The organism is Halioglobus maricola, from assembly GCF_009388985.1.
Taxonomy (GTDB): domain Bacteria; phylum Pseudomonadota; class Gammaproteobacteria; order Pseudomonadales; family Halieaceae; genus Halioglobus; species Halioglobus maricola.
Window position 1 is genome coordinate 3,756,872 of the sequence record NZ_CP036422.1, and the last position, 15,954, is coordinate 3,772,825.

The window sequence follows — 15,954 nt, forward strand, 5'->3', positions numbered from 1 at the left end:
GGGTCTATTAACGGGGGAAGTTCACTTTCAGGGACATCTGGATGCGCAGGTCATCGCCGCTGGCTCCATCGACATCCTCACGCTCACCCCAGATCAACTCACCACCCACCAGAACACCATCGGTGGGATAGTGCAGCAGGTTGATCTGGGCGATCTGGCCGGTCTCGAATTCATCGAAAGCCTGCCCATCGGTGGTATCCAGGGTGATAGAGCTCCAGCCAACGGACGTGGACCAGCGTTCATTCCAGTAGTGATCGTAGTAGGCGACGATCCCCAGCAAAGGTACGGTCTCTGCGCCGTTGTTCTCCGGGTCATCGCTCTTAGGTGCAATATCCAGGCCGCCATCATTCATATAGTTACCAATACCCTCGCCATACACCACCTGCAGCTTCAGGCGGTCCAGGTCGGTGGTCTGGATCACCGTACTTGCGTTGATACCCCAGCCGAATTCATGGTCGCTGGCGCCAGTGTCCTTGCGCTCGAAGCCCAGCTTGCGGCCAATACCTGCTACCTGCCAGTGGCCCCAGTCAGTGTTGTCGCGGTAGCGCAGTACGATGTCTGGCACATCGTTCTTGGCCTGGAATTCATCGCCAAGGGTAGAGTCACAGCTGTCGCCGATTTCGTTCGCGCAATCGTCGCGGAACTTGCCGATACTAAGCGCCGTACCCGGGTCCTCCAGGGATACCGCAAATTCGTCTTCGCCCATGGGGAAGGTGTAACGGGCCTGCTGGTTGCGATAGAACACCATGCCTGTGGGGCCCCAGTAGTCGATCGTATTGGGGAAAACATCGGCGTCCATGAAGTTAGACCAGGTCTGGCCCATACCGAAATTTTTCCAAGTGCCGTAGGCGTGACGCAAGCGCGGCGTGGTTTGACCGGCGTCGCCTCCCGTTCCATAAAGCTCCCACTCAAACAGAGCAGTGACCTTGCCCGCATCCGTATCCCAGTCGCCAGCAAAGCCCAAGCGGCTCTGACGCACGGAGAACACGAACTCACCATCGTCGCCGTACATGCCCTCTGTGGTGGGTATGGTGCTGACCCGAAGCGTATCGTTCCAGTCGGGATCAACGCGATTGAAATCATAAATGGCATCTGCCATCACAAAACCATAGATATCAAAGCCCAGCACCGTCTCGGCAGAAATATCCTTCGGTGCCGAGGCCACTGCTACCGGCTCATGCAAATCTTCAACCGGCACTGTCGCCATGGGTGCCTGGGCTGGATCGCTCGACTTTAGCCGCTGCAGCTCCTGCTGCATCATCTGTATGGCCTCTTGTTGTTGGACCAACTGGGCCTCCAGCTTTTGGATGCGTTCAGCGTCAGACTGTGCCAGCGCCAAAGGGGTTTGGATAGTGGCAGCCACAGCCGCCGCCATGACAAGATTTCTGCGCAAATTCATAGATATAGAGCCCCAAAAGGTAAATTCATCTACTAAAAGTAGCAGCTATCCACCACATGCCAAGTTCCGACGGGCTAGACTGGGCAAATATGGGCATTTTGTACTACTGTTGCCCATACCAGGCCAAGCACACCGAGGCATCGGCGACTGGCCATTACAGGAGAACTCAAATATGAAATTGCACCGCCTACTCGCCGCAGCAATGCTCAGCACTGTCGCCGCATCCATTCCGGCACACGCCGCCAAGGATATCTCCATTCTCGCCACAGGCGGCACCATCGCCGGTTCAGCAGACACCCAGACCCAGGCCGGCTATACCTCAGGTCAGGTCGGTGTAGAGACCCTGCTCGCAGCAGTGCCCCAACTCAAGGACCTGGCGGACATCAGCGGCGAGCAAGTTGCGAATGTCGGTAGCCAGGACATGAATGACGCTATCTGGTTAGACCTGGCCGAGCGGGTCAATACCCTGCTGGCCACCAAGAAAACTGAGGGCGTGGTGATTACCCATGGCACCGATACGATCGAGGAGACCGCCTACTTCCTCAACCTGGTGATCGACAGCGACAAACCGGTGGTACTCACTGCCGCAATGCGTCCCTCCACCGCACTCTCTGCTGACGGCCCGCTGAACATCTACAACGCGGTGGCGGTGGCTGCCGACATTCGCGCTGCAGGCCGCGGCGTGTTGGTCGTGGTGAACGACGATATTCACGGGGCCAGGGCTGTGACCAAAACCAACACAACCGATGTGCAAACATTCCTTTCGCCGGAACGCGGCCTGATCGGTACCACCCTGTACGGCAAGAATACCTTCTATCGCGGCCCCTACCGGGCTCACACTTCAGGTGCTGAGTTTTCTCTCAAGGGCGTAAAGGAGTTACCCCGGGTAGATATTCTTTATATGCACGCCAATTTCTCCGCCGACATCATTGACGCTGCAGTAGCCAATGGCGCCAAAGGGCTGGTTATCGCGGGGGTCGGCAATGGCAACATGACGACCGATTCGCAGGCAGCGGTCGCCCGTGCCACCAAGGCGGGTGTCGCGGTTGTTCGCTCCTCTCGTGTATTCAGTGGTGCTACCGGCCGCAATGTAGAGACCGACGACGACACCTTAGGCACTGTTGCCTCGGGGGAACTGAACCCCGCGAAGGCACGGGTACTGCTGCAACTGGCGCTGCTTAAGACAAAAGACGCCGGTAAAATTCAGGCAATGTTCGACAAGTACTAGGCACTGAGTTCGCGGTAGACTTCAGTCAAGCGAGTTGTTCGATAGGCGAGAGCCTCCTCATCGAGCAACTCGCGTTCCTGCGCCAGATACCACGCCAACTCCAGGTAGCGATAAACATAGCCGTGGCGCTGTAATCGCAACCACTCTTCCGCAGTAGCATCGCGCTGAAGGTAGTACTGCAGGACTTCTGTCGCTTGCGGCTCAGTCAGATCATCACCGTGAACCACAACCGCCAGCTCGTGCCAGGGGCTGGCGTTGGCAGCATACTCCCAATCCAGTGCGTAGAGTGTGCCACCACTGTACAGGCGATTGGCTTGCAACAGGTCGTTGTGACACAACACTGAAGGGCCCTCTTCAGCGGCACATACCTGAAATTGGCGAGCAACGGCCTCGCGATGCGGCTGCAGCAAAACCCAAGCTTGCAAATTTTCTCTTTGAATCTGCTTATCGTAGCTCGCCAGACGAGCAGCCAGATCCAGCCGATGGTGTCGCACTGGCAGCCGGTGAATTTCGCGTAGCAAACAGGCCAGTGCCTGCAGATCGACTCGCTGCTCAGGTTCCGGGGGCAGGTAGTCACATACCAGCACACCCAGATCCGGGTTGAAGTAGCGGGGCACAGGCGCCAGCGCCGCTTCTGCGGCTGACTGCAGGATGGTCCACTCATGCTGGCGGTTTATCCCGTTAGCTGCAGGATTCACCCCATCCACGCGCACAACAAACTGGCGACCCATCGTTCCAACGAGAACACTCCAGTTGCTGTGTCCTCCCGCCAGTATTCGCTCAATAAGAGGCGCACCATCCAATGCCGGCTCACACTGCCACTGGCGCCACTGCCCCAGGGCCTGCTCCAGCTTCAGCTGGATTGCATGCGGTAGTGATGTAGCCATTTGCGATAACCGAATACGACGATGACCAGGTAAACCATGAACAATAGCGCGGTCAGGTACAAGCCCCGGTCGAGATAGAGGTAGATAGACACGCTGTCGATAACCAGCCAATACAACCAATTCTCAAGCACCTTGCGCGCCACCATCCAGGTTGTGAGAATGCTACCCCATGTCGTAAATGAGTCGAGAAAGGGCAAGGCCGCTCCAGTGTACTTGGCAAGCAGCAGGCCGCTGATCGCCGCGGCCGACAACACCAGGCCGATGGCCAACACATGCCTGGTAGGATTCCAGCGGGTAATTTCCAATTCGCCGGCTTCACCACTGCCATGCTGCCACTGCCACCAACCGTAGACGGCCATGGCCAGATAATAGACCTGCAAGCCCGACTCCATCACCAAGCCCACATCCCAGAAAATGTAGAGGAAGATCGCCGTGCTACCGAAGGCCGCGTACCAGCACCAAAGACTCTCGCGCACAACCAATAGCAGGTAGGCGATGCCCAGCAGCACCGCCACGACTTCCCACACGGACATGGCCTGCAAGGCGTCGAGCAAGGAGTCGATGCTCATCCGGCGATATCGAGTTCGCCGGGGATAAACTTACACACCAGCACCTGCTTGCCGAATTCGATGGAACTGCGCCGCAAGACCTCCCGCACCAGATCGAAAACGTGGTCGTACTCCCCGCACAGCTGGGTGGCCATCGCGTTTTGCACCACTAGCACATCCCCACCGGCGCACAGCTCATCGATGAACGCCTTGATCACAGGAATGTAGTCTTCCTGCAAAGGGTACAGACTGAGTTCTGCAGTTAATTTCACGGCTCTATCCTCACTGAAAACTGTAGCTGGCGGACACGCCTACCATCCGCGGCTCGCCATACTGGTAATAGGGCTCGGTAACATACTCTTTGCGCGGGTCGTTGCCAAAGCTGCCAAAGCCTCGCACATAGTAATCTTCATCCGTGAGATTGCGACCCCACAAAGCCAACGACCAGTGATCGTTCGCCCAGCCCAGACGCGCGTGCAACAGCTCGTAAGAAGGTGCCTGCACATCGTGACGGTCGGAGAAATAGAAATCATCCTTGCCCTCCACGTCGAGGCGACCGTAGAAACCCGAGCCGAAATCAAAGCGGCCACCCACGGCGAACTGGTAACCCGGCGCGTGGGCCTGTTCACGCCCGGACAGGTCTTCACCATCGGCATTGATGTAGTCTTCGAACTCTGTTTCCAGTAAGCCGATATTGGCGTAGAGCGAGAGGCTGTCCAGCGCCTGCCAATTCGTCTCCAGTTCCAGTCCGTAGTTATTGCCCTCGGCCGCATTCGCGATATGGTCAATAAACTGGGTGCTGCCATCCTCGCGCGGTAACACGAGTGAGCCTTTCACCTGCTGATCTTCCCGATCCATGTAGAACAGCGCCGCGCGCACCAGCACAGTGCCGTCGGCAAAGCCGCCTTTAAAACCGAGTTCATAGTTGAGCAGGAATTCCTCGTCGTACTCCTGCAGGCTGCGCAGCTGTTCCAACTCATCCGGATCGTCAGTGGCGTCCATACTGGCCAGGATGTTGGCATTCACACCATGAGTGCGATAGCCGCGGGAGACACCGCCATAAATCATCTGCTGATCGCCGAGCGTGTATTCCAGAGTCAGCCTGCCACCCCACAGGCCTTTGCCCGGGTCACTGGCCACATCGTTGCTATCGCTGTAGTCCGTGTCGCGCTCCTCGTAGCGCAAGCCGGCAATCAGCGTCAGGGCATCGGAGAGGTCACTGTCCAGCTGCCCGAATACGGCTAGCGTATCGGTGTCATAAGTGCTGCTGAAGGGACCAGCCAGGTAAGTGTAGTTGCGTTCAAGGTCCTCGCGGTCAGCGAGGTAGTAGACACCGGCGACCCAGTCGCTGCTGTCATTAAACAAGCGGTTGGATTCGTCCGACACCAACCTCAACTCCAGACTGTAGCTGTCGCGATCACGCAGATACTGGTCGAACGAGGAGTACTCCCAGCCCGGCGCTATACCAACGAAGCTCCAGTCCTCATCGTAACTGTATTCGGTTTCACTGGTGGCGTAGCTTGCCAGTGTCTGTAACTGCGCGAAGCCTAGCTCGCTGCGCCAGTCCAGACCCAGCGCGGTAGACTCCTGCGCATCTCGGCCCGGCTCATCGGAAAGTGTCTGACGAGTATTGTCCAGTGAGAAAGTGTCGTAACCATTGTCGATATCGATGTACATGGCGGTGAGATCCACCGTGTTGTCATCCGACATCAGCCAGCGCAACTTGCCGCGGATGCTGGTTTCGTCGCGATTATTCGTGTCGTCAGTATCGAGAAAGTCGTTCTCTACAAAACCATCACTTTGATAGGTATTTACCGCCAGGCGATAAAGCAAGGTGTCGCTGATAAGAGGGCCAGTACCCACGATTCCGGCACTCCAGGTACCGTAATCAGCCGCCATGGCCTCCACACGCATGGAAGGCTCGTCCGCCGGTGCAGCACTGCGAATATTAATAAGGCCGGCGAGTGCGTTGGCGCCGTGCAACGTGCCCTGGGGCCCACGTAAGACCTCTACCTGGTCAACGTCAAACAAGGTGCCGGCATTGCCCAGACCACTGAAATCAATGCCATCGATAACGAGACCAATAGAGGGGTTGAGTGGTTCCTGAAACTGGCTCCGCTCGCCAATACCGCGGATCTGAAAGAAGCGCGCACGCGAAGCGCCACTGGCGTAGTTGACGTTGGGGGCAAGATTGAGGATGTCTTCCAAATGCTGGCCGGCGCGCTGGCTGATATCTTCGCCAGTGACGACACTGGTGCTGGCACTCTGATCCAGCAGCGGGGTGGAACGGAATTCGGCAGTGACGACCAATTCTTCCAGCGCTGGGGGCTGAGCAAACACCGGGGCAGCAGCGGCCAAGCTCGCAGCAATCAGGGTGTGACGGGTTTTCATGTGGTTCTCCTCGATACAGCTGAAGTAAGAGAACCGGTTGGACAAGCGGATTGGATCAGGGTGTGACGAGACGACCTGTCCCTACGCCGGTTCTAACCGGATCAGGTTCAAAGGGTTCGCCATTTGGCGTCTCAGGCTCGTCGCGCAATGCGCTCGCCACCCCCAGGTTTCGGCGCAAGTATAATGACGCCGACAAATTTATGCCATCGAGAATAACCTAAAGTTGATTCTCAATCGGCAACAGACGATAAACACCCACCTGGAAGCGCTGCCACCAGCTGGATTGGGGCTCCTTGTACACCACTTCCCGGTAACCGTCGTAATCGTATGTCCAGCGCAGCTGGCCCTTCTCGTCAAGATCCACTCTCCAGGTCGACCTGCTAAGTTCGCTCTTGATGTTCTTGGTAAAGGCCGCCCCGGCCTCCGCGGACTCAATAAAGACCCCCATCTCGGTATTAATCAGGACCGAACGCGGGTCGAAATTGAGAGAGCCGACGAAGATGGACTCCCGATCAACCACGGTTGCCTTGGAGTGCAGCGTCATTTTCTCCGGACGATGCCCCCAATCATTGTCTTCGTGCACTGCATCCGCGCGCATCTCATAGAACTCTACGCCCATCTCGAGCAATTCCTTGCGATAACGGGAGTAACCCGCATGCACTGGCACATGATTGGTGGAGGCGAGTGAATTGGTCAGAACAGCGACACGCACACCCCGGGAAATTAACTCCTCCATCAAATCGACCCCATAGTGCTGGGGAATAAAATAGGGGGTCACTATCAACAGCTCGCTCTGCGCGTTGCGGAATCGTCGGCTAACCTCAGATATGAGCACTGCCGTATCAGCATCACCGATTTCCGCTGCTAGTTTTTCGGGGGTATCGGTATAGACATGAGCCTCGGCGATCATGGGCACGCGCTCTTTGGTCTTGAGCGCCTGCAGCAGGCGGCTGTTCAATGCCTGGGCGTAGAGGCCATCTTGCTGTTCTTCCACCAGCTCGCGAATCTTAACCCGCCAACGGTCCAGTTCAGCAGGATCAGTCTTAACGCCAAACGCCTCCATCGGCACAGACAAATCACTGTTCCAGAACAGGTCGAAGCCTTGTTGTACCTCTTCTACCGGACTGCCGATCATCAATACTTCGAAGTCATCGAACTTGGTATCCTGATTGAGCTCAAAGTACTCCTCGCCGATGTTGCGCCCACCGACCACGCTGAACGCACCGTCCACTGTGAAAGACTTGTTATGCATGCGCCGATTGGCGCGCTTGAAATCGGTAACGTAACCCAGATAACGAATAGCCTGACGCGGCAGTGGGTTGAATAACCGGACCTCGATATTCGGGTGGCTGGCGATCAGTGTGAATGCCTCATCCACTCCAGGCGAAAAGATGTCGTCTACCAGTAACCGCACCCGGACTCCGCGATCTGCGGCGGCAATCACTCCAGCTACGAACAGGCCACCGGCCCGGTCAGTCTTGAGAATGAAGTACTGAGCATCAATGGTTTCTTCCGCCAGTTCCAGCATCCTCAGACGCATGCCGAGGGCATCGACCCCGGAGGGCATACCCACGAAGCCGCCCTTGTCGCCATGATCCGACTGCCAGTTGCGATAGAACTCACCTAGCGGGGTCTCAGCGGATGCGGGAACGGATTGAGTAGGCTCTCTGGGATAGTCAAACGGCACACTCGCGCATGAGGCGAGCCAAAGACATGCCAACACAAGCGCGAGCTGAGCCCGTACTTTACCTGCACGCTGCCGTTTAGAACCCATTCCAGTGATCATCGTCGTCAAATTCGCATCGCCTGTTGTAATAGTGGCAGTAAACTCATCCCATCAGAGTCCGTGCAGCCACCTTGGCCTCCAGACTGCCCGGCTCATAACTACAATGCAACGCTGTACGGTATTCCGTTCGTGAGCGGCTGACCTTCCACTGCCCGCTCTCCCGGCGATATTCATCGTGATACAGCGCAGAAATCAGGGTGACGGTCTGGTCTTCTGTATTGATATTGCGGTAGTTAAGCGACCAGACGCCCCGGGCATTATCCCTGTCGATAATTTCAATTTCAGGGTTCGCACAATGATGCATATCCAGAACGTGTTCATGGCAGCCACGGGGCACGAATATTCCGTCCACGAATTCGTCGCGGTTTTCGCAGCGCCCAAAGTAGGACATGTCGATAACAACCTCGCCTTGCGCGAAACAGGCCCGCACCGCCTCAGGATCCTGGCGATCACAGGCATTAAGGTAGCGCGCCTTCAACTGGCGAATGGCCTCTATGGCGCGCAGCTCAGCGAGTTCGCGCTCCAGCGACTCCACACGTTGCTCCAGTGTCATCGACAACTCCGTTTCCTGTTATTGGCGGTTATCTTACCGCAGCCTCGCCCTTACAGGGCTATACTCCGTCAGGACATCTTCAGGGTAAAAAAAGGTTCAGCTGGCTATGGCCAACATCCGAGAATGCATCATCCCCCGCATCGCCTGCATTGCGCTCATCGCGCTTGCTTCGGCCTGTGCCAGTTTACCCGACGAGGTTGACCGCACAGCAAGCGCGGCGATCGGAGACATCAGCGGTACCCGGCTCCATACCGACCTCACTCCCCTGCTCGATGCGAACCCGCAACAGAGTGGCTTTCACATACTCCCGGTCGGAGAAGACGCGTTCCTTACTCGCGTCGGCCTGATCAGGCAGGCAGACAGGACGCTGGATCTGCAGTACTACATGTGGCACGAGGATCTAACCGGCAGCGGCCTGTTCAACGCCGTGGTGAAAGCGGCCGATTCCGGCGTCAGGGTGAGGCTACTGCTGGACGACATGAACACAGCTGGCATGGACCCCACGCTACGCGCACTGGATACCATGAAAAATATTGAAGTGCGCCTGTTCAACCCCTTTGCCAATCGCAATAACCGGCTCGATGACATCGTGACCGACCCCCTTCGCATCAACCATCGAATGCACAACAAAACCCTGACTGTGGATGGCATCGCCACGATATTCGGCGGACGCAATATTGGCGACGAGTATTTTGCTGCCGATATGGAACTCGGGTTTGGCGACATGGACGCTCTCGCTATTGGCCCCATTGCCAAGGAAGTAGGCAGCCAGTTTGACCTCTACTGGAACAGTGAATACGCCTATCCCATTACCGCTTTCTATGACCAGGAACCAGACGCCGAAGCAATAGCCGCGTATCGAGCCGCGGCCGCAGTGAAGCTGGAAACAATAATGGATTCCCAGTACGCAGCGGGCTTGCGTGAGATGGATCTTGCTCAGGCAGAAAGCTTCTCTGACTTAAGTTACGCATGGTCAGAAGGGATCATCGCCTACGACCAGCCCGATAAGATCGTCAGCCGTGATATTGCACCGGAAACTCACCTGTTCCCGACGCTGCTGAAGGGCATGAACACGGCCGAGAGCGATCTCCTTATCATCTCTCCCTACTTCATTCCCGGTGACGAACTCACCGAATACCTGGTAGGGCGCGCCGAGGCAGGTGTCCGCGTCCGCATTCTGACCAATTCGCTGCTGTCCAACGACGTACCCGCGGTCCACGCTGGCTATATTCGCTATCGCAAGGCACTGGTAGAGGGCGGCGTGGAACTGTATGAACTACGCGCCGACCTCGGTCGCAGCGCAGGCGGCGGTGCCAAAGCCATCAAGCCGCAGAAAAGCAGCCTGCATGCCAAGTACATGGTGTTCGACGAGCACTGGCTTTGGGTAGGCTCCTACAATATGGACGGTCGTTCGACGATCTACAACACGGAGTTTGGTGCCTACTTTATCGATCCCGCTGAGGCGAAAAATCAGTCTGCTAAATTCGATGAAAGAATCATGGGCGTCGCGTTCAAGGTCGAGCTGGACGACGACGGCGACCTCGCCTGGGTGACCCAACGGGATGGCGAACTGGAGAGATTCGACAAAGAACCTGACACAAGTTGGTGGGAGCGCTTCACTACCGGAACGTTGCGCATGATCGTCCCTGAAGAACAGTTTTAGACGAGATTGAGCTCAGAGAAACGCTACAGGCGGTCCTCTGGATCGCCCATTTTGGACATCAGACGAATCAAGCGGCTGCGGCTCATCAACCGCGGCAACTGCGACAACAGACGATTGCTGCGACCGGTCACAACGACAGCGTCACGGCGCCGGTCCAATGCCTGCAAGGCCTCACTGACGACCTCTTCAGGTGACTGCACCATCGCATCCGGCAGAGATGAGAAGTCGGATTCGCCTTCGGTGGCGGCGGAGATAAACTCCGTTTCGGTCATGCCTGGGCAGAGAGCCATCACATAGACTCCGCGCTCCCGCTGCTGGGACCACAGACATTCAGAAAACGTGGTGATAAACGCCTTGCTCCCACTATAGGCCGCCATCGCAGGCGTGGGCAGATAGGACACCACTGAGCCGACATTCACCAGCGCATCACCCTCAGCACCGTGCGCCAGAAACGCATGCGCCAGAGCCACGACAGCATTGATATTCACGTTGAGGAGATTCTGTTCTGCGGCCAGCGGTGCCTCACCAAAGGGCTCCATCACGCTGAGGCCGGCGTTGTTGACCAACAGTTGGTATGCGCCAGTCGATAACTCCGCACCTACCGCTGCGAGGTCCTCATCGTTCGCCAGATCAGCGGCCAGATAACTGTGGCCGGCGCCAGGGAGATGGCCCACGAGCTGCTCTAACCTGTCTTCGCGGCGCGCCACGGCACAGACGGCATAGCCCTCTTCGGCCAATCGCGTGGCGAAAGCCCAGCCTATGCCCGAGCTAGCGCCCGTCACCATTGCCAGTGGCTTTCCACTCATGATTACTCTCCCTGCGCCGCGCTTATATCAGCAGCGCATCAGCCGCACTTGGAATCACCGCAGTTGAGGCAGGTCATGCAGCCGTCCATCATGATCGATGCTTTCACGCTGCATTTTTTGCACAGTTCGGCACTGGTGGGGAATTCGCTGCTACCGCTATCGTCGCCGGTCTTGGCCTCGTACTCAGCTTTTTTCTCGTCGAGGATTTTCTTTTGATGGTCCGATAGCCCGGGCTTTTCCAGCAAGCCAATGTTCTGCAGGTGATCTTCAATAGCCCAGCCAATTTCTGCGACCAGCGAGGGCATAAAACGCCCGCCCGATTTGAAGTAGCCGCCCTGTGGGTCAAATACCGCTTTTAACTCTTCCACCAGGAAAGTACAGTCACCGCCCTTGCGGAACACCGCCGAGATAACCCGGGTCAGTGCCACAATCCACTGGAAGTGGTCCATATTCTTGGAGTTAATAAAGACCTCAAAGGGGCGACGCAATTCATGATCGGTGCCCGGATTAAGGATGATGTCATTAATCGTCAGATAAAGGGCATGATCCGACAGCGGCGTCTTGATCTTGTAGGTAGCACCCTCCAGTTGCTCAGGCCGCGACACCTTCTCGTGCATCTGCACGATATTGCTCTCGATTTCCTGCTGCTTTTCTTCTTCGCTCTTCACTTGGAAGCCGACGATTTTCTTGTCTATTTTCTTGCTCATAATTCTTACCTTGCCACGGCCGCTTTAGAACTTGCCGTAATAGCCTTCTTTTAACGCGTCAAACAGATTGGCGGCAGTATGGGTCTCGCCGTCGTATTCAATTTCTTCGTTCCCTTTGAACTCTACCGTGGAGCCATCATCAAGGGTGAACTGGTAGTTGGTGTTCTCCAGATCTTCTTCCTTGACCAACACGCCCTGGAACGCTTCCGGGTTGAAGCGGAATGTGGTGCAGCCTTTCAGGCCCTGCGCCGCCGCGTACAGGTAGGTGTCCTTGAACTGATCGTAAGCGAAGTCCGTGGGCACATTAATGGTCTTGGAGATGGACGAATCCACCCATTTCTGGGCAGCGGCCTGCACATCCACGTGCTGGATTGGCGTGATATCGTCAGCTGCAATGAAGTAGTCAGGCAGCTTCTTGCTCTCGTCCTGAGCGAAGGGCATCGCCTCCATATTTACCATTTCACGGTAGGCCAGCAATTCGTATGAGAATACGTCGACCTTTTCCTTGCTCTTCTTGCCTTCGCGGATCACGTTGCGGCTGTAGTGATGGGCAAAGCTCGGCTCGATGCCGTTGCTTGCATTGTTTGCCAGCGACAGGGAGATTGTGCCTGTGGGGGCAATTGAGCTGTGGTGGGTAAAGCGCGCGCCTTCGGAGATGATGGAATTCACCAGCTCCGGCTCTTCCTGGGCCAGCGCCTGCATGTACCGGCTGTATTTGGAGTGCAGCACCTTACCGGCAATCTTGTCGCCTACCTTGATGCCATCGGCAGCCATCTCAGGGCGGCGGCACAACATATCGCCAGTCACCTCAAATTCCTGATCCATAATGGGGGCAGCGCCCTTCTCACGAGCCAGATCCAAGCCCACTTTCCAGCCAGAGATCGCCATTTCCTTGCTCACCTTCTCGGTAAACTCAAGCGAATCCTGCTCACCGTACCTCATGCACAGCATGGCCATGGTTGAGCCCAGGCCCAGGAAGCCCATACCGTGACGGCGCTTGCTGGTAATTTCGCGACGCTGCTCTTCCAGGGGCAGGCCATTGATCTCAACCACGTTGTCCAGCATGCGCGTAAACACAGCGACAACCTCACGGTACTCTTCCCAGTCGAAGTAGGCATTCTCGGTAAACGGCTCCCGGACAAACCGGGTAAGGTTCACGGAACCCAGCAGGCAGCTACCATAGGGCGGCAGTGGCTGCTCGCCACAGGGGTTGGTAGCGCGCACATTCTCACAGAACCAGTTGTTGTTCTTCTCATTTACCTCATCGATCAGGATAAATCCGGGTTCGGCGTAATCGTAGGTGGAAGACATAATCGCATTCCACAGCTTAAGCGCGCGGATACGCTGATAAACGCGGCAGGCAACCTGACCGGAATCATTGGCAACATAGCCTTCGGTGACCGGGAATGCGCGCCAGATAATCTCTGCTTCCGGGTCCTGTTTCAGGCTATCATATTCTGCCTGCGTCACCGGGAAGGACAACGCCCACTCGCCATCCTCGCGAACCGCCTTGACGAAATCCTCCGCAATCAGCAATGACAGGTTGAACTGGCGCAGGCGGCCGTCTTCGCGCTTGGCTTTTACAAAATCAAAGACATCAGGGTGGTGGACATCGAAGGTGGCCATCTGGGCCCCTCGCCGACCACCGGCCGACGACACGGTGAAACACATCTTGTCGAAGATATCCATGAAGGACATCGGGCCAGACGTGTAAGCGCCTGCGCCGGACACAAATGCGCCTTTGGGGCGCAGCGTGGAAAATTCATAACCGATACCGCAGCCAGCCTTGAGAGTAAGGCCCGCTTCCATATTCTTTTGCAGGATACCTTCCATGGAGTCGGGTACCGTGCCTGAAACGGTGCAGTTGATCGTGGATGTGGCAGGCTTGTGTTCCTGCGCGCCGGCGTTGGAGACAATGCGCCCCGCCGGAATAGCACCGCGCTGCAGCGCCCACACGAAGCGCTGCTCCCACTCCTGGCGAACGCCCTCGTCCTCAACTTCCGCAAGAGCGCGCGCTACCCGGGTGTAAGTACCGTCGATGTCGCCATCAACCGGGTTACCCTTTGCGTCCTTGAGTCGGTATTTTTTGTCCCAGATATCCAGGGACGCGCCCTGAAGCTCGATGCTGCTGATAGTGCCGCGGATGGCCTTGCCTTGCTTGGCTGCTGATTCCATGGTGCCCCTTGTACGCCAGAAAAATGCAACCGAAACACGGCTGCAAAGCTTTTTGTTAGAATCTGCAACGATACCCATATATCGGTGTGCGGACAATAGCCCCCACTAGATATTGTGAAAAAATCTCCTTACTGATCAATGATTAACCGACGAAAACCCAGACAAAAGCAGTACTTCCGGGCCGCTGGCGTTAGCAAGGGCTAACGTGTGGGCACGGCTATAAAAAAGTCACCGCTTATCTTCAAACTGGCACAGTTCATGCTCTACTTATTGCAACTTCGGCCCCATGGGCTCAGGTTATGAAATTGAAATCTCCATCCATGGTACTTGACGCCCCATTGCGGCCTACTGGCTGCAATGGGGCGTTTTTTTAGTTGCTCCAGTTTGGTGCACTTCGCCCCCAAACAGGTCACCTGTTCACACGAACAACAAGCCCAGCACGAGGAAGCCAACAACGCTCACGCCACCAGCGATCAGTGCGTATGGCAGCTGCGTGCGCACATGCTCGATATGCTCTGTCCCGGAGGCCATAGAGGAGACGATTGTTGTATCCGATATCGGCGAACCGTGATCGCCAAAAATGCCACCCGACAGCACTGCGGCCACAAACAGAGCCGGCTCGACCCCCATCGCCGCGGCGATGGGGATAGCGATGGGCAGCATGATGGAAAAAGTACCCCAACTCGAACCGACTGAAAAAGCAATGAAACCGGACACGAGAAACAGGCTCGCTGGCAGAATCCACGCCGGCAGTGTGTCGCCCACCATCCCCGCCACATAGACACCGGTACCCAGGGCTTTCGATACGCCGCCCAGCGCCAGCGCGAGCAACAACACGGTGGCAATCGGCAGCATCTCACCGGCGCCCTTCATCCAGGTGCGGCTGAGTTCTTCCAGCCCCATGCTGCGCTGCCAGAGCACCAGCACCGAGACGAGTGTCAGCGCCAACAGGCTGGCCCAGAGCACGCTGGTCGATCCCGAACCGGCGAACATATCTCCGTCGCCTGTGATCAGCAGGAATACCGGCATCGCTCCCACCAGGCACAGTACGGGTAGCAGCATATTCCAGGCATTGGGGGCTGCGGAGTCCTGCAGCACTCCGAGGTCTTGCTGGACGGCCTGCGACTCGCCCGCCTGGGCGCGGCGCTCGGCCTCAGCCATGGGCCCGGGATTGAAATTACGGGTCACGGTGTACGCCGCGAGCAACACCGCGGCAATAGCATAGATATTCATTGGAATGGCCGTGAGCAGCACCCGGAGCGGCTCCTCTACGCCAAGACCTTCGAGCAGGCCCAGGTTGAACGCCCCCCAGGCATTGAAAGGAATCAAAATACAGATTGGCGCAGAAGTTGAGTCGATCAGATAGGCGAGTTTCTCTCGCGCCACTTTGAAGCGATCAAACAGTGGCCGCGAGACGGTCCCTGCAACCAGTACAGTGATGTTGGATTCGATAAAAATGACGACGCCGATCAGCCAGGCCATCCACTGGGCACGACGGCCACTGTTCACCCAGCTACGCCGTTCGAGAAACTGTATAAACCCAGTGACACCGCCACTGCGTTCCAGCGTCAGGATAAAGGCACCTATCACCAGGGTGAACACAATCACCTTCGCATCGCCAGGGCTCGCCAGCACAGCGACAGACGCATCGATCGCGCCTGCAAGAGAATGCAACAGGCCGCCATCGAGCAGGAAATATCCCAACCAGATACCGGTGAACAACGCCAGGTATACCTGTCGCGTAAGCAGAGCCAGGCCAATCGCGAGCAGCGGCGGGAGGAGAACAGTCCAGTTGGGGTCACTCATCGAAG

13 protein-coding genes and 1 riboswitch are annotated in these 15,954 nt (G+C 56.7%); of the genes, 2 read left to right on the top strand and 11 right to left on the bottom strand.

Annotation, left to right across the window (positions count from 1 at the left end; translation table 11 throughout):
- Positions 1 to 7: 7 nt before the first annotated feature.
- On the bottom strand, positions 8 to 1,399 hold the full coding sequence (locus EY643_RS17100; RefSeq protein ID WP_240732751.1) for a DcaP family trimeric outer membrane transporter: 1,392 nt from the start codon (positions 1,397 to 1,399) through the stop codon (positions 8 to 10).
- A 172-nt stretch (positions 1,400 to 1,571) separates the two neighbouring features.
- Between EY643_RS17100 and EY643_RS17105 the strand changes: the two genes are divergently transcribed.
- Complete coding sequence (locus EY643_RS17105) at positions 1,572 to 2,627, top strand: type II asparaginase (protein WP_153240378.1); 1,056 nt, start codon at positions 1,572 to 1,574, stop codon at positions 2,625 to 2,627.
- Here the strand turns inward: EY643_RS17105 and EY643_RS17110 are convergent.
- From EY643_RS17110 to EY643_RS17135, 6 genes are all read right to left on the bottom strand, one after another.
- The gene (locus EY643_RS17110) at positions 2,624 to 3,514 is read right to left on the bottom strand and encodes a choline/ethanolamine kinase family protein (RefSeq protein WP_153240379.1); all 891 of its coding nucleotides are present in this window, start codon (positions 3,512 to 3,514) and stop codon (positions 2,624 to 2,626) included. The genes EY643_RS17105 and EY643_RS17110 overlap by 4 nt on opposite strands.
- The gene (pnuC, locus tag EY643_RS17115) at positions 3,481 to 4,083 is read right to left on the bottom strand and encodes a nicotinamide riboside transporter PnuC (RefSeq protein WP_153240380.1); all 603 of its coding nucleotides are present in this window, start codon (positions 4,081 to 4,083) and stop codon (positions 3,481 to 3,483) included. The genes EY643_RS17110 and pnuC overlap by 34 nt, the downstream gene beginning before the upstream one ends.
- Positions 4,080 to 4,334, bottom strand: a complete 255-nt coding sequence (locus EY643_RS17120) for a YkoF family thiamine/hydroxymethylpyrimidine-binding protein (RefSeq protein WP_153240381.1) — start codon at positions 4,332 to 4,334, stop codon at positions 4,080 to 4,082. Before EY643_RS17120 ends, pnuC begins: the two co-directional genes overlap by 4 nt.
- A gap of 10 nt (positions 4,335 to 4,344) precedes the next feature.
- On the bottom strand, positions 4,345 to 6,453 hold the full coding sequence (locus tag EY643_RS17125; protein ID WP_153240382.1) for a TonB-dependent receptor: 2,109 nt from the start codon (positions 6,451 to 6,453) through the stop codon (positions 4,345 to 4,347).
- 60 nt (positions 6,454 to 6,513) lie between these two features.
- A riboswitch (TPP riboswitch) is annotated at positions 6,514 to 6,627 on the bottom strand.
- A gap of 43 nt (positions 6,628 to 6,670) precedes the next feature.
- Complete coding sequence (locus EY643_RS17130) at positions 6,671 to 8,227, bottom strand: phospholipase D family protein (protein WP_170287450.1); 1,557 nt, start codon at positions 8,225 to 8,227, stop codon at positions 6,671 to 6,673.
- 55 nt (positions 8,228 to 8,282) lie between these two features.
- Positions 8,283 to 8,792: a nuclear transport factor 2 family protein gene (locus tag EY643_RS17135; protein WP_153240384.1), complete on the bottom strand. Its 510-nt coding sequence runs from the start codon at positions 8,790 to 8,792 to the stop codon at positions 8,283 to 8,285.
- Positions 8,793 to 8,898: 106 nt separating this feature from the next.
- Between EY643_RS17135 and EY643_RS17140 the strand changes: the two genes are divergently transcribed.
- Complete coding sequence (locus EY643_RS17140; RefSeq protein ID WP_153240385.1) at positions 8,899 to 10,455, top strand: phospholipase D family protein; 1,557 nt, start codon at positions 8,899 to 8,901, stop codon at positions 10,453 to 10,455.
- Between the two features lie 23 nt (positions 10,456 to 10,478).
- Here EY643_RS17140 and EY643_RS17145 read toward each other — a convergent pair whose 3' ends face one another.
- From EY643_RS17145 to EY643_RS17160, 4 genes are all read right to left on the bottom strand, one after another.
- Entirely contained in the window at positions 10,479 to 11,261 is a 783-nt protein-coding gene (locus EY643_RS17145; protein ID WP_153240386.1) for an SDR family NAD(P)-dependent oxidoreductase, read from the bottom strand.
- Between the two features lie 38 nt (positions 11,262 to 11,299).
- On the bottom strand, positions 11,300 to 11,968 hold the full coding sequence (locus tag EY643_RS17150) for a TSCPD domain-containing protein (RefSeq protein ID WP_153240387.1): 669 nt from the start codon (positions 11,966 to 11,968) through the stop codon (positions 11,300 to 11,302).
- A 24-nt stretch (positions 11,969 to 11,992) separates the two neighbouring features.
- Complete coding sequence (locus tag EY643_RS17155; protein WP_153240388.1) at positions 11,993 to 14,143, bottom strand: adenosylcobalamin-dependent ribonucleoside-diphosphate reductase; 2,151 nt, start codon at positions 14,141 to 14,143, stop codon at positions 11,993 to 11,995.
- Positions 14,144 to 14,560: 417 nt separating this feature from the next.
- Positions 14,561 to 15,949: a Na+/H+ antiporter NhaC family protein gene (locus tag EY643_RS17160; protein ID WP_153240389.1), complete on the bottom strand. Its 1,389-nt coding sequence runs from the start codon at positions 15,947 to 15,949 to the stop codon at positions 14,561 to 14,563.
- Between the last annotated feature and the right edge of the window lie 5 nt (positions 15,950 to 15,954).

Excerpts from the sequence above, each read along its gene's own strand:
- EY643_RS17105 (WP_153240378.1), top strand. The coding sequence starts at position 1,572 with ATGAAATTGCACCGCCTACTCGCCGCAGCAATGCTCAGCACTGTCGCC.
- EY643_RS17100 (WP_240732751.1), bottom strand. The coding sequence starts at position 1,399 with ATGAATTTGCGCAGAAATCTTGTCATGGCGGCGGCTGTGGCTGCCACT.
- EY643_RS17130 (WP_170287450.1), bottom strand. The coding sequence starts at position 8,227 with ATGGGTTCTAAACGGCAGCGTGCAGGTAAAGTACGGGCTCAGCTCGCG.
- EY643_RS17155 (WP_153240388.1), bottom strand. The coding sequence starts at position 14,143 with ATGGAATCAGCAGCCAAGCAAGGCAAGGCCATCCGCGGCACTATCAGC.
- EY643_RS17145 (WP_153240386.1), bottom strand. The coding sequence starts at position 11,261 with ATGAGTGGAAAGCCACTGGCAATGGTGACGGGCGCTAGCTCGGGCATA.
- pnuC (WP_153240380.1), bottom strand. The coding sequence starts at position 4,083 with ATGAGCATCGACTCCTTGCTCGACGCCTTGCAGGCCATGTCCGTGTGG.
- EY643_RS17160 (WP_153240389.1), bottom strand. The coding sequence starts at position 15,949 with ATGAGTGACCCCAACTGGACTGTTCTCCTCCCGCCGCTGCTCGCGATT.
- EY643_RS17140 (WP_153240385.1), top strand. The coding sequence starts at position 8,899 with ATGGCCAACATCCGAGAATGCATCATCCCCCGCATCGCCTGCATTGCG.
- EY643_RS17135 (WP_153240384.1), bottom strand. The coding sequence starts at position 8,792 with ATGACACTGGAGCAACGTGTGGAGTCGCTGGAGCGCGAACTCGCTGAG.
- EY643_RS17125 (WP_153240382.1), bottom strand. The coding sequence starts at position 6,453 with ATGAAAACCCGTCACACCCTGATTGCTGCGAGCTTGGCCGCTGCTGCC.
- EY643_RS17150 (WP_153240387.1), bottom strand. The coding sequence starts at position 11,968 with ATGAGCAAGAAAATAGACAAGAAAATCGTCGGCTTCCAAGTGAAGAGC.
- EY643_RS17110 (WP_153240379.1), bottom strand. The coding sequence starts at position 3,514 with ATGGCTACATCACTACCGCATGCAATCCAGCTGAAGCTGGAGCAGGCC.